The following is a 22,827-nucleotide window of genomic DNA, read 5'->3' on the forward strand; positions in this document are numbered from 1 at the left end:
AACCTGAACATGCCTGCCTGGGCCACCGCCGCGGGCATCGTCCTGGCGGTGGGCGGGGTGGCTGTCGGCTGCGTCAGCGGAGCGGCGTGTGCCTCCCGCGGCGGGGCGGGGCGGGGGGCGGGGGGGGGGGGGTTGCGGGGTTTTTTTTTGCGGGCTATTCGTGCGGTTCCTTCGTTGTTTTTGGGGCCCCCGGGGGCGCCCACGTCACTGACGCAAATCTATCAAGCGGCCAGATGATCTGTACCGGCCTACCGATCACCTTGTCCTCCCGTACCATCCCGCCGCCCGGCGCACCCAGCAGGCTGCGCGAGTCGGCTGACACGGAGCGGTGGTCACCCAGCAGCCAGAGACGGCCTGCCGGAACAATCACGTTGAACTTCTGGCTGCTCGGACTGTCCCCCGCATAAAGGTAGGGTTCCACAAGCGGCTGGCCGTTCACTGTGAGCCGCTGTCCGGCGTCGCAACAGACCACATGGTCGCCGGGAAGGCCGATAACCCGTTTTACGTAAGTAGTATCACTGCCGGTGACCCCCAGCCAGTGTCCTGCTGTGTCCAGCGCATCCTGCAGCGGGCCGGAACCGCTGCTGAGCGGCGCAAACGAGCCCCTGCCATCGAAGACGACGACGTCGCCGCGCCGGATGGGCTCCGACTGTAAGTCGGTGCGGGACACCAGGATCCGGTCGCCGGTGTCGAACAGCGGTTCCATGGAGGCCGACGGTATGTAGTACACGTCCAGCCACAGCGAGCGGACCAGCCCGCTGACGATCACGGCCAGCGCAAGGGCCACCAACGCGAAACGCCAGCCCGGTTTCCCTGGCTGGCGTTTCGTGTGGTCCATGGTCCGTATCCTGTGGCGCTGTTGCGGATGGCTCCGGCGCTGGCCGGATACGGGTGGGACCCGCCGTGAAGTCCGGAGGGACTTACTTGGCGGTGCTGAAGTCGCGCTTTTCCTTGATCTTCGCAGCCTTACCGCGCAGTGCACGCATGTAGTAAAGCTTGGCGCGGCGCACGTCACCCTTGGTGACGAGCTCGATCTTGTCGATGATCGGGGAGTGCACCGGGAAGGTACGCTCAACGCCGACGCCGAAGGAAACCTTGCGGACGGTGAAGGTTTCGCGGATGCCGTCACCCTGGCGGCCCAGGACGAAGCCCTGGAATACCTGGACACGGGAGTTCTTGCCTTCGATGATGTTCACGTGAACCTTGAGGGTGTCACCCGCGCGGAACTCGGGAACATCGGTGCGCAGCGAGGCTGCATCTACGGAATCGAGGATATGCATTGATCCACTCCTGGTGAACGCCACAGGTCATTCACTTTGGGTCACGGCACCAAGCCCGGATTTAGGCCCGGGAATTGCCGCCGAAAGTGTTGTGGTCCGGTTCCGCCACTGATTGGCGGTACCGGGTTGCCTTGCTGTTGGTTGCGCTCCCCCTGTGGCAGGTGCGGACCCAGCAGACACAAGGACTAATTTTGCCACACTCGGCGGTCTTCAGCCAATCGCGGCGGACGGTCAGGCGGACGCGGCGCTTCCGGAGTCCGGCCGGCGCTTGAGGCGGCCGTCGACGACGTCGTACCCCAGGTCCGCGAGGGCCGTCCGGTCCGCGCGGGGAAGACTTCCGGCGTCGAAAGTCTCCAGCAGGTCAGGCCGGCGTTCCGCCGTCCGGCGGTACTGCTCGTGCCGGCGCCACTGGGCAATCTTGCCGTGGTTTCCGCTGAGCAGGACCGCCGGCACCTCCCGGTCACGCCAGAGCGATGGCTTGGTGTAGACGGGGTACTCGAGCAGGCCGTCCGAGTGCGATTCCTCCACGAGGGACTCCGGGTTGCCCACCACACCGGGCAACAGCCTGCCGATGGCCTCCACCATGGCCAGGACGGCGACCTCGCCGCCGTTGAGGACGTAATCACCGAGGCTGACCGGGCGCACGGTGAAGTGCTCCTCCGCCCATTCGATGACGCGTTCGTCGATGCCTTCATACCGGCCGCAGGCGAAAACCAGCTGATCCTCTTCCGCGAGCTCGTAGGCCAGCGCCTGGTTGAAGCGCTCCCCTGCCGGGGACGGCACGATGAGCACCGGCTTGCCGCCGGCGTCGGCCGGCTGCGCCGCGGCCACCGAAGCCAGGGCCTGGGCCCACGGCTCGGCCTTCATGACCATACCGGCGCCGCCGCCATAGGGGGTGTCGTCCACGGTGCGGTGGCGGTCGGTCGTGAAGGAGCGGAGATCGTGGACGTTGAGGTCCAGCAGGCCGTCCTGCCTGGCCTTGCCGATCAGCGAGAGTTCCAGCGGTGCCAGGTACTCGGGAAAGATACTGACGACGTCGATTCTCATCTAGGCTTTGGCCCCCGGCTCGGCATCTCCGGCGTCGGAGTCCCCTGCCTCGCCGGCTCCGGCGTCCTCGGCGTTGATCTCGAAAAGGCCGGCGGGCGGCGTCACCAGGACATAGCCTTCCGCGACGTTCACCTCGGGGACGATCTGCTCGACGAAGGGAATCAGGATCTCCTTGCCGTCAGGTGTCGTGACCACGAGCAGGTCCTGCACCGGCATGGTGTGCAGGCCCGAGACCTTGCCCACCACCTGCGAGCCGACCTTCGCTTCGAGGCCCACGAGTTCGTGCTCGTACCAGCCTTCGTCGTCGTTGTCCTCAAGCTCCTCGGTCTCGATGAACAGCTTGGCGCCGCGGAGGGTTTCAGCCTCGTTCCGGGTTTCGATTTCCTCGAACGCCAGCAGGAGGATGTCCTTGTTCCAGCGGGCACTGAGAACAGTGAGCGGCCCGGCCGAGGCGGGTTCGACCACAAACTCGGTGCCGGGGACGAACCGGTCGCCGGGCGCGTCGGTAAGTACCTGGACGGTCACCTCACCGCGGATTCCATGGGGCTTGCCGATTCGTGCCACCTGAAGCTGCATGTGTTCCTCTGTTCCGGAATGCGTCGTGAAAATTTGGGGGTTGTCCGTGAAAGCAGTCCGGCCCCTTCACCGTTAGCTGGTGAAGGGGCCGGACTCAAGACAAGTGTTGCAGGCGCGTTACCGGCGGCGGTCGGTGTCGACGACGTCGACCCTGACCTGCTCGCCATCTGCCAGTGCCGCCACTACCGTGCGCAGCGCGCGGGCGGTGCGGCCCTGGCGTCCGATTACCCGTCCAAGGTCATCCTGGTGAACGCGCACCTCGAGGGTATCCCCGCGGCGGTTGTTCTTGGCGCTGACCTTGACATCCTCAGGGGAGTCAACGATTCCGCGGACAAGGTGTTCGAGCGCTTCTGCCAGCAACTTACTCAGCCTCGGTGGTCTCTGCTTCAGCCTCGGCGGGAGCTTCTGCCTTGGCCTTCTTCGTGATGGCTTCCGGGATGATCACGGAACCCTTTTCCGGGGCAACGAAGGCTTCCTTGGCAACCTTGGTCTTCAAGGTGCCTTCCTGGCCCGGGAGACCCTTGAACTTCTGCCAGTCGCCGGTGACCTTGAGGATCGCGGCAACCTGCTCGGACGGCTGTGCGCCGACGCTGAGCCAGTACTGGGCACGGTCCGTGTCGACCTCGATGTATGAGGGCTCTTCGGTGGGGTGGTACTTGCCGATCTCTTCGATGGCACGGCCATCACGCTTGGAGCGTGCGTCCATGACGACGATGCGGTAGTACGGTGCGCGCATCTTACCGAAGCGCTTAAGGCGAATCTTTACGGCCACTTTTGTGGTCACTCCTGTTTCTGAAACGGGGTCGAGCCCGGCGTTCTGCACCCGTGGGGCGGGCCGTACTAGGGGGTTCATAAGGACAAGATCCAGACGCGGAGAGAGGGGCCACGCAGATCGAGTACCTGTTTATTGTGCCAGATCGGCCGCGTTATTTCGACTTGACATGCGCGGAGACCGTGTTTTCGCGGTTCCGGGCCGCATTCGCGCCGTGACCCGGGGTCCGCAACGGGAGCCACGCCGAACGGGCCGGCGCGGCGCCGCCGTCAGGAGGACCAGACGTAGAGGCCGGTCCTGCTGCCCTCGTCGACGCTGCCGGCGAGCTCCGCCAGCTGCTGGACATACTTCCGGGCTTCCTCGGGGCCGAAGGGCATGTCGTCCTCGGCCGCCCACCGCTCGGCGACGTCGTCCAGGACGTCGCCCTCGCCTTCGGACTCGTAACTCAGCAATTCAGCGAGCGCCCGGACCATGGCCGGCGGCACGCCGAGCAGGGAGTCGCTGGCGACGTCCACCATGGCCAGTTCATAATCGGCCCCGGCCGCGTGCACGGCAGTGCCGGCGAGGTCCCCGAGCTGCTCGATTTCAAAGTCGCTGATGCCGGGAATGCGGACGCCCGCCCCGGCAGCGGCGCCCCCGCCGTCAAGATCTTCGGCGCGCTTGAGGGCTTCCTTGTGGGTGGCGACAAATATTTCGGTGAAGCCCATGGAATTCGTCCTCGTTCCGTCGACGGCGTGTGCCCTTGGCGGCGGCGGAGACCGCCCCGGGCTGTTTGAATTTAGCCTAACCCACGGCGCACGTGCCCTGCCGGAAGGACCTAGCGGACGGCTACGCGGATCTGGTTGCGCCAAGGGTCTTCGAAGCGAAGCTCGGCGCCCGTGTGGTGCGAAGCGACGCCGGCAACCTTGAGCCGATCCGCGAGGGCTCCGACGTCGTCACCGGACGGGACTTCAATCAGGACCTCACCCAGGCCCAGGGTGTCGCGGCGCGGGCCGGCGCCCCGGCTGTTCCAGACATTCATGGCCATGTGGTGGTGGTAGCCGCCGGCCGAAACGAAGAGCGCCTGGCCGTGCCAGCCGGCCGTCTTTTCGAACCCGAGCGTCCCGACGTAGAAGTCGTGGGCCGACTGGACGTCGCCGACCTGGAGGTGCACGTGTCCGACTCCGGCCTCCGTGCCGCGCTGGCCATCCACGGACTCCTGGGTCAGGTGCTCCTGCAGGTACCGCTGCGGCGGCAGCGCCAGACTGTCCATGACGACGTTTGTGCCGTCCCAGGCCCAGGCGTCGCGGGGGCGGTCCCAGTAGAGCTCAATGCCGTTACCCTCGGGGTCGCTGAAGTAGAACGCCTCGCTCACGAGGTGGTCGGCGCTGCCCGTGAAGGACTGCGGCTCATACTGGGCTGCGCTGGCCACCGTGGCCGCCAGTGCCGCCTGGCTGTCGAAGAGGAGGGCGGTGTGGAAGAGGCCCGCTTCACCCCGGCCGGGGACGTTCAGTCCGGGCGCGGGGGCCAGGTGGACCAGCGGCGTCTGCAGCCGCCCGAGGTAGAGGCCGCCGTCCTGCTCTGCCACGACGTCGAGGCCGAGGGCCCGCTGGTAGTAGTCGGTCATGAGGCTCATGTCCCCCACCTTGAGCATGACGGTGCCCATGGTGAGATCGGCAGGAAGAAGATCCTGGTTGCTGGATGCTGTTGTCATTGAGTGCTCCCTGACTCCCCGGCCACCGGATTTCGGTGGTCCCTACATCTCTAAATTACTTGAAGCTTCAATTTATTCCTAACGGACGATCTTCCCCCGCAGAACCACGCCTTTCAGATCGCGGATCGTTTCCGGATCCGCGCGGGGATCCTCCGAGCACAGGACCACGTCGGCGCTGGCCCCCTCGGCCAGGCCGTCGGCCCCCAGCCACCGGCGGGCGCCCCAGCAGGCGGCGTCCAGGGCTGCAGCCGCCGGAAGGCCGGCTGCGTGGAGTGCCAGAATCTCGTCGGCGATCCGGCCGTGCCGGATCACACTGCCCGCGTCCGTTCCGGCGAAAACCCGCACCGTGGCCTCGTAGGCTTCCAGGACGCGCTCATTCCGGCGCTCCCACAGCCCGCGCATGTGGGCCGCATAGCGCGGGAACTTGGCTTCGGCTTGGTCGGCGATGTCCGGAAACGTGGCGATGTTGATGAGCGTCGGAACGATCGGCACCTGCTGTTCCACGAAGCGGGGAATGTGCCGCGGCAATAGCCCTGTGGCGTGTTCGACGCAGTCGATTCCGGCGTCGAGCATGTCATCCAGGGTGTCTTCTCCGAAGCAGTGCGCAGTGACCCTGGCGCCTTCATCGTGGGCGGCGCTGACGGCGTCCCGTACCGCCGCGGCCGGAAACGACGGCGCGAGGTCGCCGGCGTCGCGGTCGATCCAGTCCCCCACCAGCTTGACCCAGCCGTCCCCGGCACGCGCCTGCTTCCGGACCGCCTCCACCAGATCCTCCGGTTCGACCTCGACGGCGAAGTTCCGCAGGTAGCGCCGTGTCCTGGCGATGTGCCGCCCGGCCCTGATGATCCTCGGCGCATCCGGCGATTGCTGCAGCCACCGGGTGTCGCTGGCTGCGCCCGCGTCCCGGACCAGCAGCGTCCCGGCATTCCGGTCCGTCATCGCCTGGCCGTGCGCCACGTCGTCGTCCACGGCGCCGCCGGGGCCCAGCCCGATGTGGCAGTGCGCGTCCACGAAACCCGGCAGTACCCAGCCGTCCAGCACAACGTCCGGACTTTCAGTCGGCCGCTGGAAGGTCAGCCAGCCGTCCACGGCCCAGAGTCCGTGCCGCTCCCGGTCCGGGCCGGTAAGCACGGTTCCGCTGAATTCAATGATGCGCGCCATGACTCCAGCCTAATCCGCCGGCCGGCCCTGGCCAGGGGCGCCGTCCCGCCCGTGGCCGCACGCCCTGTCACACCTGCAGTCACACCGGGCATGGATGGGCGGCGGCCCGCTGCCCTGTGGTAGCTTCGTCTACGACCACACGGGTGCCCCTGCAGGGGCTGAGATCGGGCTAGCGCAGCCTGCGACCGTTGAACCTGTCCGGGTAATGCCGGCGAAGGAAGTGAGCAGTAAATGAACACCCAGAAAACACAGCTGATCCCTGCCCAAAATGAGGCAGCCGAAGCTGAAACCGGCCAGGCGACCACCCAGTCGCTGAAGTCCCATTCCCTGGCCTACCTGGAGGGGGACGGCCTGCGGGTTCCGGTAACGGAGATCGCCCTGGAGCCCTCACCCAACGGGGAACAGAACGAGCCGCTGCGCGTCTACCGGACGGCCGGACCCGGCAGCGACCCGGTGGTGGGCCTGGCGCCGTTCCGCGCGGAGTGGATTGAGGCCCGCGGGGATACGGAGCCGTACGGCGGCCGGGAGCGGAACCTGCTCGACGACGGCCGGTCAGCCGTGCGCCGCGGCGCAGCTTCCGCGGAGTGGAAGGGAGCGCAGCCGGTGCCCCGCCGCGCCGTCGGCGGTAAGACGGTGACGCAGATGCACTACGCCCGGCAGGGCGTGGTGACTCCGGAGATGCGCTTCGTCGCCCTGCGGGAGAACTGCGATGTTGAACTGGTGCGCAGCGAAGTGGCGGCCGGGCGCGCCATCATCCCGAACAACATCAACCACCCGGAATCGGAGCCGATGATCATCGGCAAGGCCTTCCTGGTGAAGATCAACGCCAACATCGGCAACTCGGCCGTGACCAGCTCCATTGCCGAAGAGGTGGACAAGCTCCAGTGGGCCACCCAGTGGGGCGCCGACACCGTCATGGACCTCTCCACCGGGGATGACATCCACACCACGCGGGAATGGCTGATCCGCAACTCCCCCGTGCCGATCGGCACCGTGCCCATCTACCAGGCACTGGAAAAGGTCAACGGCGAAGCCAACGCACTGACGTGGGAGATCTTCCGGGACACCGTCATCGAGCAGTGCGAGCAGGGTGTGGACTACATGACCATCCACGCCGGCGTGCTGCTGCGCTACGTTCCCCTCACAGTCAAGCGGGTCACCGGAATCGTGTCCCGCGGCGGCGCCATCATGGCCGGCTGGTGCCTCGCCCACCACCAGGAAAACTTCCTCTACACGCACTTCGACGAACTGTGCGAGATCTTCGCAAAGTACGACGTCGCCTTCTCGCTGGGAGACGGCCTGCGGCCCGGCGCGACGGCGGACGCCAACGACGCCGCCCAGTTCGCCGAACTCGACACCCTGGCCGAGCTGACCCAGCGCGCCTGGGAATTCGACGTCCAGGTCATGGTGGAAGGGCCGGGCCACGTCCCGTTCCACCTGGTCCGGGAAAACGTGGAACGCCAGCAGGAGCTGTGCAAGGGAGCCCCGTTCTACACCCTCGGGCCCCTGGTCACCGACATAGCCCCGGGCTACGACCACATCACGTCCGCCATCGGCGCCACCGAGATCGCCCGCTACGGCACGGCCATGCTCTGCTACGTGACGCCGAAGGAGCACCTGGGGCTGCCGAACAAGGACGACGTGAAGACGGGCGTGATCACCTACAAGATCGCGGCCCACGCGGCGGACCTCGCCAAGGGACACCCGGGCGCCCACGAGCGGGATGACGCCCTGTCCAAGGCGCGCTTCGAGTTCCGCTGGCGGGATCAGTTTGCGCTGTCCCTTGATCCCGTCACGGCCGAGGCGTTCCACGACGAGACGCTGCCTGCGGAGCCGGCCAAGACCGCGCACTTCTGCTCCATGTGCGGTCCGAAGTTCTGCTCCATGCGCATCAGCCAGGACATCCGGGACGAATACGGCTCGGCAGAGTCGCAGGCGGCCCTGGTCGAGATGGCCGAAGGAATGCGCGAGAAGAGCCAGGAGTTCCTGGCCGCCGGCGGCAAGGTCTACCTGCCGGAGCTGCGGGTTCCCGAAACGGCCGACCAGTAGCAGCCGGCAGGTAGCAGCCGGGGTCAGGACGCCTGCGGCTGCTGCCGCCGGCTGACCTCGGCGATAAAGGACCGGATGAAACGGTCGCCCTCGGGCGAGTCCTGGGGCCGGTGCCCTCCCGCAGCAGTGCGGTGCAGGGCGCCGGTCTCCCTCAGGTAGCCGGCGATTTCCTCGTACAGGGGCTCCCACCCGCCGGTCAGCACGAGGGTGGGGACGCCCGGCACGATCTGCAGCGGAGCCTGCCACGGCGGCGCCTGCAATCGCAGCCGCCTGGCCGCCCGCCTGGCCTCGGGAGTGCTAGGGCCGGGCGCGTCAGCGGCAAAGGCCCGCCGGACGAACTCCCGCTCGTAGTCGTCGTCACCCAGCTGGTGCCGGACGTCGAACAGGGGCTCCATGAGCGCCCGGTGGGCGGCCGTGGCCGGCAGCTCGGCAGTCAGCGACAGGCAGGCCGGCTCCACCAGTGTCAGCGAGAACACGAGGTCCGGGCGTTCGATGGCAGCCATCATCGCCGAAATGGCGCCCTGGGAATGGGCCACGACATGCCCTCCGGCGGCGCCGCGGCCGTCGTCCGCGAGGGAGCGGAGCACGATCCGGGCGTCTGCGGCGAAGTCGGTTTCCAGGGGTTCGGCCTCGGCGTCGAAACCGTGCCGGCGCAGGAACAGGGCGTCGTACTGCAGGGCCATGCCGTGCTGGCGCGGCCAAGCAGCGGAGCCGAAGTTTCCGGCACCGTGGACGAACACTACCCGCTGCTTAAACATGACCCAACCTTATGGCAGCGGTCTGACATCAGCGCCGGCCGACATGACCGTGGGCCTAATTGCCGCCCAGGAACTTGTCAAAGCCCTTGGGGAGGTTGAGCTGCGACGGGTCGAAGTCGCCGCCCTGCTGGCCGAAGGCAGCCCCGGTGGGGAGTGCCTTGGCGGCGCTGGCACGCCGGGCCTCCGCGTCACGGAGTTCCTGGGCCGCCTTGGCGGGGTTGCCTGAACGGGCCTTCTTCTTGGGTGCGTTCTTGGGGCCCTTGCGCGCGCCGCCCGCTCCCATGCCCGGCATTCCGGGCATGCCAGGCATGCCGCCGCCCTGGGCCATCTTCTTCATCATCTTCTGGGCCTGCGCGAAGCGCTCAAGCAGCCCGTTGACCTCGGACACGTGGACGCCCGAGCCCTTGGCGATACGGGCACGCCGCGAGCCGTTGATGATCTTCGGCGCCAGCCGCTCGTGCGGCGTCATGGAGCGGACGATCGCCTCGACCCTGTCGATTTCGCGCTCATCGAACTGCTCCAGCTGCTGGCGGATATTCTGCGCGCCGGGCATCATCATGAGCATTTTCTTCATGGAGCCCATGTTGCGGATCTGCTGCATCTGGGCGAGGAAGTCATCCAGCGTGAAGTCTTCCTGGTCGGCGAACTTCTTCGCCATCCGGGCAGCTTCGTCCTTGTCCCACGACTTCTCCGCCTGCTCGATCAGGGTGAGGACGTCGCCCATGTCGAGGATGCGGGACGCCATGCGGTCCGGGTGGAACAGCTCAAAGTCGTCCAGGCTTTCGCCGGTGGACGCGAACATGACGGGCTTGCCGGTGACCGACGCTACGGAAAGCGCGGCACCGCCGCGGGCGTCGCCGTCGAGCTTTGACAGCACGATGCCGGTGAAGTTGACGCCTTCATCAAAGGCCATCGCCGTGTTGACGGCGTCCTGGCCGATCATGGAGTCGATCACGAAGAGCACTTCGTTGGGGACGATGGCCCGCCGGATCTGGCGCGCCTGTTCCATCATGCCGGCGTCGACGCCGAGACGCCCGGCGGTGTCGACAATGACGACATCGTGCAGCTTCTGTCGGGCCTCCTCCACGCCGGCCCGGGCGACGGCGACGGGGTCGCCCGCCGGGTGCTCCAGCTCGGAGGTGGCGCCGGGGTGCGGGGCGAAGACCGGGACCCCGGCGCGCTGGCCGACGACCTGCAGCTGGGTCACGGCGTTGGGGCGCTGGAGGTCGGCGGCAACGAGGACGGGGCTGTGGCCCTGCGCCTTGAGCCACTTGGCAAGCTTGCCGGCGAGGGTGGTCTTACCGGCGCCCTGGAGGCCGGCAAGCATGATGATGGTGGGCCCGGTCTTGGCCAGCCGGATGCGGCGCGTTTCTCCGCCGAGGATCTCGACGAGCTCCTCGTTGACGATCTTCACGATCTGCTGGCTCGGGTTCAGTGCCCCGGAGACTTCGGCCCCGAGCGCGCGCTCACGGACCCGGCCGGTGAACTCCCGCACCACGGGCACGGCAACGTCAGCGTCCAGCAGGGCCCGGCGGATCTCGCGGACTGTGGCGTCGACGTCTGCCTCGGTGAGGCGGCCCTTGCCACGGAGATTCTTGAAGGTTGCTGTCAACCGGTCAGAGAGTGAATTGAACACGCGCCGTGCACTTCTTTCAGTGGATGTACGGATGGCGGCCCTGCGGCACACCAGCGTCTCGGCTGTTGTTTCCAACTGCGTCGACGACGGGACTCGACTATCTAGGGTACCAAGACACGCCTTCAAGATGGCATGCTGGCAAGGTGACGAGCCAAACAACCGTAAAAACCCTGCTCATCCTCGGCGCCACCGGCGACCTTACGGCCCGGCTGCTGCTACCGGGCCTTGCCACGCTGGTGGCCACCGGGCGGGCCGGCGGGCTCAAACTCGTCGGCGCGGGTTCCGATCCGTGGTCGCCGGAGCAGTGGCGGGAGCGTGTCCATGATGCCTTTGCGGCGGCGGCAGGCCCGGCGGGCGCAGCAGGGAAGGACGCCCTGAAGTCCCTCGAGGCCTCCACTGACTATCACCAACTCGACGTCACTGCGGACGGACCGCTGGCATCGCTGCTCTCGAAGCTTGAGGGGCCCGTGGCCGTCTACTTCGCCCTTCCGCCGCAGGTCAGCCAAAAAGCCTGCGAGATACTGGCGCCGGACCAGGTCCCTGCGGGGACGCGGCTCGTCATGGAGAAGCCGTTCGGATCCGGCGAGGAGTCGGCGCGTCAGCTCAACAGGACGCTCCTGAACCTCGTTCCTGAAGACCACATCCACCGTGTGGATCACTTCCTGGGCAAGGCCACCGTGCTGAACATCCTCGGGCTGCGCTTTGCGAACAACTTCCTGGAGCCGGTATGGAACCGTCAGCACATCGCCAAAGTGGAGATCATCTTCGACGAGGACCTGGCCCTCGAAGGCCGGGCACGCTATTACGACAACGCAGGCGCCCTGCGTGACATGGTCCAGAGCCATCTCCTGCAGATCATGGCCCTGATGGCCATCGAGCCGCCGGCCACGATCGGCGAGCGCGACCTCCGGGATGCCATCGGCACCGTCCTCCGCGCGAGCAGCATCAGGACGCCCTACGAATCCAGTACCCGCCGGGCGCGGTACACCGCCGGCAGCGTCGGCGGCCGGGAGGTTCCGGACTACGTCAAGGAGGAGGGCGTGGACCCGGACAGGAGCACCGAAACGCTCGCCGAAGTCCAGGTGAACATTGACAACTGGCGCTGGAAGGACGTGCCGTTCATCCTGCGTTCGGGCAAGGCCCTGGGTGACAAGCGGAAGGAAGCGGTGGTTACGTTCCGGCCGGTGCCACACCTGCCCAGGGGCTTCTCGGGTGTTGACGCGCCCAACAAGCTCCGGATCGGATTCGGACCGGACACCCTCGGCCTCGACGTCGACGTCAACGGCCCCGGGGACATTTTCAGTCTGAACCGCACCACGCTCAACTCAGAGCTCAATGCCTCCGATCTGCTTCCCTACGGGGAAGTGCTGGAGGGCGTGCTCGCCGGCGACCCGCTGCTCTCTGTCCGGGCCGACACCGCCGAGGAGTGCTGGCGAATCGTCGATCCGGTCCTCGCGGCCTGGTCCAGGGGCGATGTTCCGCTTGAGGACTACGACGCCGGCACGTCGGGCCCGGAGGGCTGGTCCGGTTCCGGCTCGGTCACCGGATAGGCCCTCTCCGGCCACGCGCGGGCGCACACGCCGGGGCACGCAGCAGGGCCGGTCACCGTGATGGTGACCGGCCCTGTTTGTATCCCGTTGGGCGGGGACTATGCGTTTTGGAACGCCGTGGCTAGATGGCTGCTACGCCACGTTCGCCGGTCCGGACCCGCACTGCTTCAAATACATCCACCGTCCAGACCTTGCCGTCGCCGGCCCGGCCTGTGTTGGAGCTGGAGATGATGACATCAAGGATGTCGTCAGCCTGTTCGTCCGTGGCCAGGACCTCAACGCGGATCTTGGGCAGCAGGTCCACGTTGTACTCCGCGCCGCGGTAGACCTCGGTGTAGCCCCGCTGCCGCCCGTAGCCGCTGGCGGCACTGACCGTCAGGCCCTGGACCCCGTAGGCCTCGAGGCCTTCCCGGATGGCTTCGAGCTTCTCCGGACGAACGATTGCTGTAATCAGTTTCATGCCCCCACGCTTTCCTTGCCTGATGCTGCGTCTGTCGTTTTGCTGGCCTCAGGTGCCGTGTCAAGCTTGGACGCCGAGGCATTGCCGGTGATCAGTTCATGCAGCGGCTGGAAGCTGCCGCCGTGGCCGCCGATGCCGAACTCGTAAGCGGTCTCGGCGTGCAGGCTCAGGTCCACACCCACCACTTCCTGTTCCTGGGAAACACGGAAGCCCATGAATCTGTGAATGGGGTAGGCGATGATGAAGGTCATTACCGAGGTGAAGATGATGGACATCAGCGCCGCGAGCACCTGGGCAACAAGCTGGGTGGTTCCTCCGCCATAGAAGAGACCTGCCGCGCCCTGCGTCGGCGTCGCGAGGAAACCGATAGCCACGGTGCCGACGACCCCGGAGACGAGGTGGACGCCGACGACGTCGAGCGAGTCATCGTAGCCCAGCTTGAACTTCAGTCCGACAGCCAGGGCAGAGGCGACACCTGCGACTACGCCGAGGGCGATGGCGCCAAGCGGAGACACGTTCGCGCAGGCCGGGGTGATAGCGACCAGACCGGCGACGACGCCCGATGCGGCGCCGAGGGAAGTGGGGTGACCGTCGCGGTACCGCTCCACAGCGAGCCAGCCGAGCATGGCGGCCGCCGGGGCTGCCAGCGTATTGATCCAGATCAGGCCAGCCTGTTCAACAGTGGCCGCTGCACCGGCGTTGAAGCCGAACCAACCGAACCAGAGGATTGCCGCGCCGAGCATGACAAACGGGATGTTGTGCGGGCGGTGGTTGGGGTCCTTGCCGAAGCCTTTGCGGTTGCCGATGATCAGGACAAGGATGAGTCCGGCCACGCCGGCATTGATGTGGACGACTGTGCCGCCGGCGAAGTCAATCACGGGAGCAAACGTCTGGCCGAACCAGCCGTCCTTCGAGAAGAGTCCCCCGCCCCAGACCATGTAAGCCATGGGGGCGTAGACCAGGGTGGCCCAGATGGGGGTGAAGATGGTCCAGGCCGAGAACTTCGCGCGGTCGGCGACCGCTCCCGAGATCAGCGCCACGGTGATGATGGCGAAGGTGGCGGCGTAGCCAACCTTGAGCAGATCCGCGGGGTCAGTAAAGTTATGAAGGCCGAAGTGGCTGAACGGGTTGGCGAAGATCTGGAAGAAGTTGTCCTTGTTGCTCGTGGCCATGGAAGCGCCCCACAGGACCCACATGATACCCACGGTGCCAATGGCGACGAAGCTCATCATCATCATGTTCAAGGCGGCTTTTGCACGGGTCATGCCGCCATAGAAGAATGCCAGGCCCGGGGTCATGAACAGCACGAGTGCTGACGCGACCAGGAGCCAAACGAGACCTGCGGTGAGTTCCATGGTCTACGTCCTCTCTTGCTTTGTGTGCGGAGTAGCCCGCCCTGTCCCAACGCCTTTTTGCGTTCTGGTTCAAGTTTTGCCGTGCCGTGTTTCGCACACAGAGGATTTAGATTGCGGGCCTGTTACAAGAATCTCCCGGAAGTAAATGGTGCATATCTGGCTTGTTACGGTTATGTTTCACCACTCGCAAGCCGCCCCTTCGGCTCTTTCCGCAAGGATCACCCGCTCATGACGCCACGCCCCCGTCCCGCCGCCAGCAGACTGCGGTTTAGCATCGGCCGGCGGACCGGCGACGCCCGGCTGCCCCGTGACATCAAGGTGATGCTCGTCGCGGCGTTCCTGATCGCCCTCGGATTTGGCCTGGTGGCCCCGGTACTGCCGCAGTTCGCCACCACGTTCGACGTCGGCGCGACGGCCGCCGCCGTGATCGTCAGCATCTTTGCCTTCATGCGGCTGGTGTTCGCTCCTGCCGGCGGCGCGCTGATCGGCAGGCTGGGTGAGCGTCCCGTCTACGTGGCCGGACTGCTGATTGTGGCGGCCTCCACGGCGGCCTGCGCGTTTGCCCAGAATTACTGGCAGCTCCTGGTGTTCCGGGGGTTGGGGGGCGCCGGGTCGGTGATGTTCACGGTCGCTTCGATGGCACTCGTCATCCGGCTTGCGCCGCCCGAAAGCCGCGGCAGGGTCTCGGGCGCCTACGCCTCCGCGTTCCTGATCGGAAATGTCTGCGGTCCCATCCTGGGCGGCCTGCTGGCCGGGTTCGGGCTGCGCGTTCCCTTCCTCGCCTATGCCGGGGCGCTGGTCCTGGCCGCGCTGGTGGTGCAGACGCAGCTCAGCCATGTGCCCGGCGGCGGACGCCGCGACGGTTCTGCGGCTCCGCCCATGAAACTCGCCGAGGCCCTCGGGGACAGCGCCTACAGGGCGGCGCTCGTCTCAAGCTTTGCCAACGGCTGGGCAACGTTCGGTGTGCGCATGGCCACGGTGCCCCTGTTCGCCGTCACAGCACTCGGCTCCGGCCCGGAGGCGGCGGGCTGGGCACTGGCGGTCTTCGCCGCCGGAAACGCCGTTGCGCTTACTTTTTCCGGCAGGCTGGCGGACAGCCTGGGCCGCAAGCCGATGATGACTGCCGGGTTGGTGCTCACCGGCGCCGCAACCGGCGGAATCGGCCTGACGAACGGGCTGGGCTGGTTCCTTGCCGCATCTGCGCTTGCCGGCGTGGGTGCGGGGCTGCTGGGGCCGGCCCAGCAGGCGGCGGTTGCGGACGTGATCGGTCGCGAGCGGTCCGGCGGGCGCGTGCTGGCCGCCTATCAGATGACCGCAGACATCGGCGCCATCCTGGGCCCGGTGTTCGCCGGGCTGCTGGCAGACCAGCTGGGCTACGGCTGGGCATTCGCCGTGACCGGCGGCGTCCTGCTGCTCGCGGCGGCGGCCTGGCTGCTGGCCCGCGAGACGGTGCAGCGGCAGCTTGCGGACGCTGGCCGGCCCAGCTAAGTAGCAGCTCACGCCGTTCCCAGGGGCTGAAAACGGCGCGAGGCGCTACCTAGTTGGGGGTGAGGGCCAAGTTCAGCAGGTGCCTAGTTCAGGAGGGCGTCGACGAAGCCTTCGGCATCGAACGGCGCGAGGTCGTCCGCGCCTTCGCCGAGTCCGATGAGCTTCACGGGCACGCCCAGCGACTTCTGGATGGCGACGACGATGCCGCCCTTGGCGGTCCCGTCCAGCTTGGTCAGGACGATGCCGGTGATGTTGACCACTTCGGCGAAGACCCGCGCCTGGTTGAGGCCGTTCTGGCCGGTCGTGGCATCCAGGACGAGGAGGACCTCGTCAACTTCAGCCAGTTTTTCGATGACGCGCTTTACCTTGCTGAGCTCGTCCATGAGGCCGACCTTGTTCTGCAGGCGCCCGGCGGTGTCGATCATGACGACGTCGACTTCCTGCTCGATGCCCGCCTTGACCGCCTCATACGCGACGGAGGCCGGATCCGCGCCGTCGATGTCGGACTTCACGGTAGGGACCCCCACGCGCTGGCCCCACGTCGCCAGCTGTTCCGCGGCTGCGGCCCGGAAGGTGTCGGCGGCACCGAGGAGGACGTCCTTGTCCTCGGCGACAAGTACCCGGGCCAGTTTGCCCACGGTGGTGGTCTTGCCCACCCCGTTGACGCCCACGATCATCATCACTGCCGGCTTGTCCGCGTGCCGTTCGATGCGCAGGCTCCGGTCCATGTCCGGGTCCACGAGCTTGATAAGCTCCTCGCGGAGCAGTGCCTTGACGTGCTCGGGATCGCGGGTCCCCAGCACCTTCACGCGCTCCCGCAGGGCATCGACCAGCTGCATGGTGGGTTCGGTGCCGAGGTCGGCGAGAAGCAGCGTCTCCTCCACCTCGTCCCAGACGTTTTCGTCAATCTTGTCGCTCGAGAGCAGCGCCAGCAGCCCCTTGCCGAACACGCTGTTCGACTTGACCAGGCGCTCCCGCAGCCGGGTGAGGCGTCCCGCCACGGGCAGCGGGGTCTCCACCGCGATGGTTTCCAGGCCGGCGGCGTCGTCGGGGACCTCGGCTTCGAGGCCTTCGACGTCGACGGCGTTCGGTGCCTTGCGTTCGGCAGGCGCCACCGGGGGGTCCTCTAGGAGGGTCCCTCCGCCGCCGAGCGGCGCTGCCGGGTCGTTGGCGTCCCGTGGCCCGGAGTATTTGGTTCCGGACTTCCGGGCCTTCATCAGTACCGGAACCAGGCCGCCGATGACCGCCAGGGCAGCAAGAATGGGCAGGAGAATAGGGAGGATGTCGTTCACTCCCCTAGCTTCTCACAACAGCCGCGGGCAGTGCGGACAGCCCCCTCCCCGCTAGACTTCGGCTCCCAGGCGCTGGCTGATGACGGTGGAGACGCCGTCGCCCCGCATGGTCACGCCGTAAAGGGCGTCCGCCACTTCCATGGTCCGCTTCTGGTGGGTGATTACGATCAGCTGGCTGGACTCGCGGAGTTCTTCAAAGATCGTAATGAGCCGGCCGAGGTTGGTGTCATCGAGGGCGGCCTCGACCTCGTCCATGACATAGAACGGCGACGGCCGGGCCTTGAAGATCGCCACGAGCAGCGCCACCGCGGTCAGGGACCGTTCGCCGCCCGAGAGCAGCGAGAGCCGCTTGATTTTCTTCCCGGCGGGCCTGGCTTCGACCTCGATGCCGGTGGTCAGCATGTCGCCGGGGTCCGTCAGGACGAGCCTGCCTTCGCCGCCGGGAAACAGCCGGGCGAAGACCCGGACGAACTGCGCCGAGGTGTCGGCGAAGGCTTCCGCGAAGACCTTCTGCACGCGGTCATCGACTTCCTTGATGATGTCCAGCAGGTCCCTGCGGCTGGCTTTGAGGTCTTCCAGCTGCGTGCTCAGGAACTGGTGCCTCTCCTCCAGCGCGGCGAATTCCTCCAGTGCCAGCGGGTTGACCTTTCCCAGGGATGACAGGTCGCGTTCGGCCTTGCGGAGCCGTTTTTCCTGCTCCGCGCGGACAAACGGCTTGCCTTCAGCCACGGTCTTGCCTGCGTCATCAACCGGCGCCCTCAGCGCCGCCCACTTGTCCGCGGACGCTTCAGGGGGCACGGGTACCGGCTGGTCCGGCCCGTAGTCCGCCACCAGCTGGTCCGCGGTGAGCCCGAGCTCCTCCACCGACTTTGTCTCCAGCGCCTCAATCCGGAGCCTCTGCTGGGCCCGCGCCAGTTCGTCGCGGTGCACGGAATCCGTCAGTTCAGCCAGTTCCCGGGCCAGGGCGTCGTTGGCAGTGCGAACCGCCGCCAGCTCGCTGTCCCGCTGCTCCCTGTTCTGCTCGGCCAGGTCGCGCTCGTGTCCGGCCAGTTCGACGGACACGTCGCTGAACCGGATGATCTGCTCCACGGCGGCGGACACGGCAGCTGCCCGGCCGGCCTGGATCCTTCGACGGCGTGCCCGCTCGGCCGCCTCCTGCCGGGCGCGGCGTTCCGAAGCCGCGGCCCGCTCCAGTGACGACGCCCTGTTGCGGATTGCCGCCAGCTGCTCCTCGCGGCTCCGCAACGACAGCCGGGCATCCATTTCGGCGGACCGGGCCAGGGACGCGGCGAGCGCCAGTGCGTCACGGTGTCCGGTGGACGGTTCCTCCTCGGCCGGGGCTTCCTGCGCCGCGGCCAGCCGTGCCGCGATCCCGGACAGGGCCTCCTGCTCCGTCACGATGTTGGCCTCGGCCCGTGCCAGGGACGCGGCCAGCCGCTCGCTCTCCCCCACGGCGCTGCGCAGGACGGAGTTCAGGTGTCCCAGCCGCTCGGCCACCGCCGCGAGCCGCGCGTCGGATTCGTGCAGCCGTTCCAGGGCGGCGTCCGCCCGGTCCTGCGCCTCAGCGCGCCGGGCCTCCGCGGCGGCCAGCGCAAAGCGGCTTTGCTCCAGTGCTGCCGTGACGGCCTCCAGCCGCGACGCGGCGTCGTCGACGGCGGCCTGCACCTCAAGCAGCGACGGCGCCTTGGCGGAACCGCCGGTGACGGCCAGTGACGTGAACACGTCACCCGCGTGTGTGACGGCTGTGAGGTCCGGCCGCCCGGCGATCAGGCCCGCCGCCGCGTCCAGGTCCCCGACGACGACCGTCGCCGCGAGCAGGTGCTGGACGGTCGCCGCGGCAGCCCCGGTGGCGTCGACCAGTTCGGCGGCCCAGCGGGCACCTGCAGGCAAAGTCCCGCGGTCCGCGGTCCGGCCGGCAGCGGAGCGAGTGCCAGGCGGCGATTCCAGCAGGAGCGTGGCCCGGCCGGCGTCGTCGTCCTTAAGTAGCCGCACCAGCGCCGCAGCCGTTTCGCCGTCCTGCACCACCACGGCATCCGAGGCGCTGCCCAAGGCGGCGGCAACGGCTGCCTCATACCCGGCTTCAACGGCCAGGGTCGAGGCCAGCGATCCCACGATGCCGGGCAGTCCGGCCCCGAGGGCGTGTTCGGAACCGTCCTTGCGGTTGAGGCCGAGCTGCAGGGCGTCGCGCCTGGCCTTGAGGGCGTCGCGTTCACGCACGGCTTCCCGTTCGGAAGTCCGGAGTAATTCGATCTCGGCGAGGACGGCGTCCAGTGCCGCGGTGGCTTCCTCGTACTCCGCGTCGAGGGATTCCTCACCGTCCTCGACGCCCGCGACCTGGGATTCAAGCGCGGTGAACTCTTCCTGGGCCCGGCGCCGCCGCTCATCACCGGCGGCCAGCGATTCGCGGAGCCTGCCCACCTCGGCCTGGGCCGATTCCACGCGTGACCGCGCCGCGCCCACTTGGCCGGCCAGCCTGGCCAGGCCTTCGCGGCGGTCCGCCGCGGCGCGCAGTGCTGCCGTGAGGCGCTTTTCCTCGGCGGCTGCGGCGTTTTCCGCACCGGTTTTCGCGGCCGTGGCCGCCTCCAGGGCACTGCGCCGGTTGACGATATCCACTTCGAGGTCCGCCTGTTCGCCACGGACCCGGGCCGCCTGCTTTTCCAGCTGCTCGGGGTCCCGGCCGGGATCCGGCGCCGCGTCCGCCGAGCCCAGCAGGCGGCAGCGTTCCTGGGCCAGGGATCCGAGCGACCGCAGCCGCTCCCGGCCCGCGGACAGCTGATACCACGTGTCCCGGGCGGCATTGAGGAGGGGGGTCGCTTCTGCCGCGAGCTGTTCCAGAACGGCCTGGCGCTGACGGCCGGCCCCGAGTTCCTGCTCCACGACCGCACGGCGGGCCTTGAGCGCGGATTCGTCGGCGACGTCCTGGGCGAGCGCGTCCTGCAGCTGGACGAGGTCATCGGCCAGCAGCCGGGCACGGGCATCCCGGACCTCGAACTGGACGGTCTGGGCCCGCCTCGCAACCTCGGCCTGCTTGCCCAGCGGGGTCAGCTGGCGCCGGATCTCGCCCGTGAGGTCACTGAGCCGCTGCAGGTTGGCCTGCATGGCCTCCAGCTTGCGGACCGTCTTTTCCTTGCGGCGCCGGTGCTTGAGGATGCCGGCGGCCTCCTCGATGAAGCCGCGCCGGTCCTCGGGGGTGGCATGCAGGACCTTGTCGAGCTGGCCCTGGCCCACAATGACATGCATCTCGCGTCCCAGGCCCGAATCGGACAGCAGTTCCTGGATGTCCAGCAGGCGGCAGCCGGCACCGTTGATGGCGTATTCGGAGCCGCCGGTCCGGAAGAGCGTGCGGGAGATGGTGACTTCGCTGTAATCGATGGGAAGTGCGCCGTCAGTGTTGTCGATGGTGAGCGAGACGTGCGCCCTGCCCAGCGGCGGCCGGCCCGAGGTTCCGGCGAAAATGACGTCTTCCATCTTGCCGCCGCGCAGTGTTTTTGCACCCTGCTCGCCCATGACCCAGGCCAGTGCGTCCACCACGTTGGACTTGCCCGAGCCGTTGGGGCCCACCACAGCGGTGACTCCGGGCTCAAAGTCGAAGGTCGTTGCGGACGCAAACGACTTGAAGCCACGGACGGTGAGACTTTTGAGGTGCAAGGTTTTTCGGATCTCCTGAGTGGCGGCAGCGGCTGCTTGTCCTGCCCCAAATCTACTGCCACTCGGCCCGGATCCCCGGATTCACGGCCCGGAACAGGCGGTGGCAATGGTCACCAGCGGCCGTTCCGGGGGCGCGGCTGGCACACGGGGCAGGTGTAGGAGGACCGGTTCATGAACTGCTCGCGCTTCATCAGGCTGACAATTCCGGCTGCGGCGCAGCGCCGGCATTCCTGCCCTTCCCTCCCGTAGGCGTTGAGGGAACGGTCGAAGTAGCCGGACGCGCCATTGACGTTCACATATAGCGAGTCGAAGCTGGTGCCGCCCGCGTCAAGGGCGTCAGTCATCACCTCGCGGGCCGCTTCGAGGACCCGCGCGGCGTCCGCCCGCCGCAGGGTGTCCGTGGGACGGGCGTAGTGAAGCCTGGCCCGCCACAAAGCCTCGTCCGCATAGATGTTGCCGATTCCGGAGATCAGGCCCTGGTCCAGCAGCGCCCGCTTGAGGCCCGTCTTCCGGTTCCGGAGCCTGCGGTAGAAGTCGTCGAAGGAGAAGAAGGGGTCGAGGGGGTCACGCGCAATGTGGGACGCCTCCTCGGCGATGACCGGCAGCGGGTCCTCGGCCAGGCCGCCGGGGCCGCCGTCGTCCGTGGGGATCAGCGAGGTGACGAACAGGCCGCCGAAGATCCTCTGGTCAACGAACCTCAGCTGCGCGGGCATGCCGTCGCGCGGACTCAGCCGGAGGCGGACCTTCAGGTGTTTTTCGTCCGGGACGGCGTCGTCCTGCATCAGGAGCTGGCCGCTCATGCCAAGGTGGGCCATCAGGGCCACGGCGGGAAGGCCCGGCGCCATGCCGGCCGTTTCCGGGTGCGGTGTGTCGCCGGCTCTGCCGTCCTCCCGCAGCGGCATCCACAGGAATTTGCCCCGGCGGACCACGTCAAGGACTGTTGCGCCCTCGAGGTTCCCGGCGAAATCCTCAGGCCCCAGGGCATGGCGACGGATGGATCTGGGATCCAGGACCTCGACGCCGGTGATGGTCCGGCCACGGACCCAGCTCACCAGGCCGCGGCGGACCACCTCGACCTCGGGAAGTTCAGGCACCGTTCGCCTAACTCCCGGCGGCGGATTCCGGCGGCTCCGCGGCGGTGTCCATGCCGGATAGCTTCCGCCAGGCGTCGGCCGCCGCTTCCTGCTCGGCTTCCTTCTTCGAGTGGCCGGAACCCTTGCCGTACGGCGTCCCGCCGATCTGCAGCTCCGCGACAAAGGTGCGTGCGTGGTCCGGGCCGGAGCCCTCCACGGCGTAATAGATCGAGCCGAGCTGCCGGCCGGCCGCGAGCTCCTGGATACTCGTTTTCCAGTCGGTGCCGGCGCCGAGCGCGGCTGCGTCCTTCAGGAGCGGTCCGATCAGGCGCATGACGAGCTGGCGTGCGGTCTCGATGTCGTTGGAGACGTACGTCGCCCCGATGAGCGCCTCCATGGTGTCAGCCAGGATTGAGGCCTTGTTCTTGCCCTCGGTGAGCTTCTCGCCCTGGCCGAGGTAGATGTAGTCGCCGATGCCGAGGCTGCGTCCGATGCCGGCAAGTGCCCGCGTGCTCACCACGGCGGACCGGCGCTTGGCCAGGTCCCCTTCGGGGAGCGAGGGATTGTCCCGGTACAGCGCATCGGTGACGGAAAACCCCAAGATGGAGTCGCCGAGGAACTCGAGGCGTTCGTTGGTGGGTATGCCGCCGTTTTCGTAGGCATAGGAACGGTGTGTCAGAGCAAGACGAAGCGTCCCGGCGTCAATTGAGACACCGAGACGCTTCAGAAGCTCTTCAGTTGAAGACATCCTAGTCAGCTGGTGGGCCGATTAGACGTCCGCGACCTTGCGGCCCTTGTACTCAAGGAACAGCGCAGTGCCAGCCGAGTCGGTGACGACCTTTGCCTGGTGCGGCAGGCTGTAGGTAACCTGGCCGTTCTCAATGGTCTTCACCAAGTGGGGGGCAGTCGCCTTCCACTGGGAGCGGCGGGCGCGGGTATTCGAGCGAGACATTTTCCGCTTGGGAACAGCCACGGCTAACTCATTTCTC

21 protein-coding genes and 1 riboswitch are annotated in these 22,827 nt (G+C 67.4%); of the genes, 3 read left to right on the forward strand and 18 right to left on the reverse strand.

Features of this window, described 5'->3' with window-relative positions:
* Positions 1-154 precede the first annotated feature (154 nt).
* The 9 genes from lepB to ABFP37_RS20830 all read right to left on the reverse strand — a co-directional run bounded on the left by lepB (position 155) and on the right by ABFP37_RS20830 (position 6,529).
* On the reverse strand, positions 155-838 hold the full coding sequence (lepB, locus tag ABFP37_RS20790; protein WP_347034805.1) for a signal peptidase I: 684 nt from the start codon (positions 836-838) through the stop codon (positions 155-157).
* A gap of 82 nt (positions 839-920) precedes the next feature.
* Entirely contained in the window at positions 921-1,280 is a 360-nt protein-coding gene (gene rplS, locus ABFP37_RS20795; RefSeq protein ID WP_056632605.1) for a 50S ribosomal protein L19, read from the reverse strand.
* A 231-nt stretch (positions 1,281-1,511) separates the two neighbouring features.
* Positions 1,512-2,327, reverse strand: coding sequence for a tRNA (guanosine(37)-N1)-methyltransferase TrmD (gene trmD / locus ABFP37_RS20800; RefSeq protein ID WP_078026602.1), 816 nt, complete (start codon positions 2,325-2,327; stop codon positions 1,512-1,514).
* The gene (rimM, locus tag ABFP37_RS20805) at positions 2,328-2,903 is read right to left on the reverse strand and encodes a ribosome maturation factor RimM (RefSeq protein ID WP_347034806.1); all 576 of its coding nucleotides are present in this window, start codon (positions 2,901-2,903) and stop codon (positions 2,328-2,330) included.
* A 117-nt stretch (positions 2,904-3,020) separates the two neighbouring features.
* The gene (locus ABFP37_RS20810) at positions 3,021-3,263 is read right to left on the reverse strand and encodes an RNA-binding protein (protein ID WP_056632598.1); all 243 of its coding nucleotides are present in this window, start codon (positions 3,261-3,263) and stop codon (positions 3,021-3,023) included.
* A gap of 1 nt (position 3,264) precedes the next feature.
* Positions 3,265-3,675, reverse strand: a complete 411-nt coding sequence (rpsP, locus tag ABFP37_RS20815) for a 30S ribosomal protein S16 (protein ID WP_078026734.1) — start codon at positions 3,673-3,675, stop codon at positions 3,265-3,267.
* Positions 3,676-3,944: 269 nt separating this feature from the next.
* Positions 3,945-4,382, reverse strand: a complete 438-nt coding sequence (locus tag ABFP37_RS20820; RefSeq protein ID WP_078026604.1) for a hypothetical protein — start codon at positions 4,380-4,382, stop codon at positions 3,945-3,947.
* 110 nt (positions 4,383-4,492) lie between these two features.
* On the reverse strand, positions 4,493-5,368 hold the full coding sequence (locus tag ABFP37_RS20825; RefSeq protein ID WP_078026605.1) for a VOC family protein: 876 nt from the start codon (positions 5,366-5,368) through the stop codon (positions 4,493-4,495).
* A 78-nt stretch (positions 5,369-5,446) separates the two neighbouring features.
* Complete coding sequence (locus ABFP37_RS20830) at positions 5,447-6,529, reverse strand: amidohydrolase family protein (protein WP_078026606.1); 1,083 nt, start codon at positions 6,527-6,529, stop codon at positions 5,447-5,449.
* 129 nt (positions 6,530-6,658) lie between these two features.
* Positions 6,659-6,766, forward strand: a riboswitch (TPP riboswitch).
* Here ABFP37_RS20830 and thiC point away from each other — a divergent pair.
* The gene (thiC, locus tag ABFP37_RS20835; RefSeq protein WP_078026607.1) at positions 6,761-8,578 is read left to right on the forward strand and encodes a phosphomethylpyrimidine synthase ThiC; all 1,818 of its coding nucleotides are present in this window, start codon (positions 6,761-6,763) and stop codon (positions 8,576-8,578) included. It overlaps the preceding riboswitch by 6 nt.
* A 23-nt stretch (positions 8,579-8,601) precedes the next feature.
* Here thiC and ABFP37_RS20840 read toward each other — a convergent pair whose 3' ends face one another.
* Together ABFP37_RS20840 and ffh are read right to left on the reverse strand one after the other, a co-directional pair.
* A complete protein-coding gene (locus ABFP37_RS20840) occupies positions 8,602-9,336 on the reverse strand; it encodes an alpha/beta hydrolase (RefSeq protein WP_078026608.1) in 735 nt (244 codons plus the stop codon).
* A 55-nt stretch (positions 9,337-9,391) separates the two neighbouring features.
* Positions 9,392-10,972 carry a signal recognition particle protein gene (ffh, locus tag ABFP37_RS20845; RefSeq protein ID WP_078026609.1) on the reverse strand — a complete coding sequence of 527 codons (1,581 nt, stop codon included), beginning with the start codon at positions 10,970-10,972 and terminating at the stop codon, positions 9,392-9,394.
* Positions 10,973-11,115: 143 nt separating this feature from the next.
* On the opposite strand from ffh, the gene ABFP37_RS20850 reads away from it, so the two are divergent.
* Positions 11,116-12,522, forward strand: coding sequence for a glucose-6-phosphate dehydrogenase (locus ABFP37_RS20850; protein ID WP_260680687.1), 1,407 nt, complete (start codon positions 11,116-11,118; stop codon positions 12,520-12,522).
* 121 nt (positions 12,523-12,643) lie between these two features.
* Here the strand turns inward: ABFP37_RS20850 and ABFP37_RS20855 are convergent, their stop codons facing one another.
* Together ABFP37_RS20855 and ABFP37_RS20860 are read right to left on the reverse strand one after the other, a co-directional pair.
* Positions 12,644-12,982 (reverse strand): P-II family nitrogen regulator, encoded by a 339-nt coding sequence (locus ABFP37_RS20855; protein ID WP_078026610.1) that lies wholly within the window; start codon positions 12,980-12,982, stop codon positions 12,644-12,646.
* A complete protein-coding gene (locus ABFP37_RS20860) occupies positions 12,979-14,337 on the reverse strand; it encodes an ammonium transporter (RefSeq protein WP_078026611.1) in 1,359 nt (452 codons plus the stop codon). The genes ABFP37_RS20855 and ABFP37_RS20860 overlap by 4 nt, the downstream gene beginning before the upstream one ends.
* Before the next feature lie 228 nt (positions 14,338-14,565).
* Here ABFP37_RS20860 and ABFP37_RS20865 point away from each other — a divergent pair, with 228 nt between their 5' ends.
* Positions 14,566-15,825 (forward strand): MFS transporter, encoded by a 1,260-nt coding sequence (locus tag ABFP37_RS20865; protein WP_078026612.1) that lies wholly within the window; start codon positions 14,566-14,568, stop codon positions 15,823-15,825.
* A gap of 83 nt (positions 15,826-15,908) precedes the next feature.
* On the opposite strand, the gene ftsY is transcribed toward ABFP37_RS20865, so the two are convergent.
* The 5 genes from ftsY to rpmF form a co-directional block, all read right to left on the reverse strand.
* Positions 15,909-17,117: a signal recognition particle-docking protein FtsY gene (gene ftsY, locus ABFP37_RS20870; RefSeq protein ID WP_078026613.1), complete on the reverse strand. Its 1,209-nt coding sequence runs from the start codon at positions 17,115-17,117 to the stop codon at positions 15,909-15,911.
* 51 nt (positions 17,118-17,168) lie between these two features.
* A complete protein-coding gene (gene smc / locus ABFP37_RS20875; RefSeq protein WP_347034807.1) occupies positions 17,169-20,765 on the reverse strand; it encodes a chromosome segregation protein SMC in 3,597 nt (1,198 codons plus the stop codon).
* Positions 20,766-20,875: 110 nt separating this feature from the next.
* Complete coding sequence (gene mutM / locus ABFP37_RS20880; RefSeq protein WP_347034808.1) at positions 20,876-21,859, reverse strand: bifunctional DNA-formamidopyrimidine glycosylase/DNA-(apurinic or apyrimidinic site) lyase; 984 nt, start codon at positions 21,857-21,859, stop codon at positions 20,876-20,878.
* A 7-nt stretch (positions 21,860-21,866) separates the two neighbouring features.
* A complete protein-coding gene (gene rnc / locus ABFP37_RS20885; protein WP_078026616.1) occupies positions 21,867-22,586 on the reverse strand; it encodes a ribonuclease III in 720 nt (239 codons plus the stop codon).
* A gap of 21 nt (positions 22,587-22,607) precedes the next feature.
* Positions 22,608-22,811 carry a 50S ribosomal protein L32 gene (gene rpmF / locus ABFP37_RS20890; protein WP_003806041.1) on the reverse strand — a complete coding sequence of 68 codons (204 nt, stop codon included), beginning with the start codon at positions 22,809-22,811 and terminating at the stop codon, positions 22,608-22,610.
* Positions 22,812-22,827 lie beyond the last annotated feature (16 nt).

The sequence above is a fragment of the Burkholderia sp. RS01 genome, from assembly GCF_039748055.1.
GTDB lineage: Bacteria > Actinomycetota > Actinomycetes > Actinomycetales > Micrococcaceae > Arthrobacter.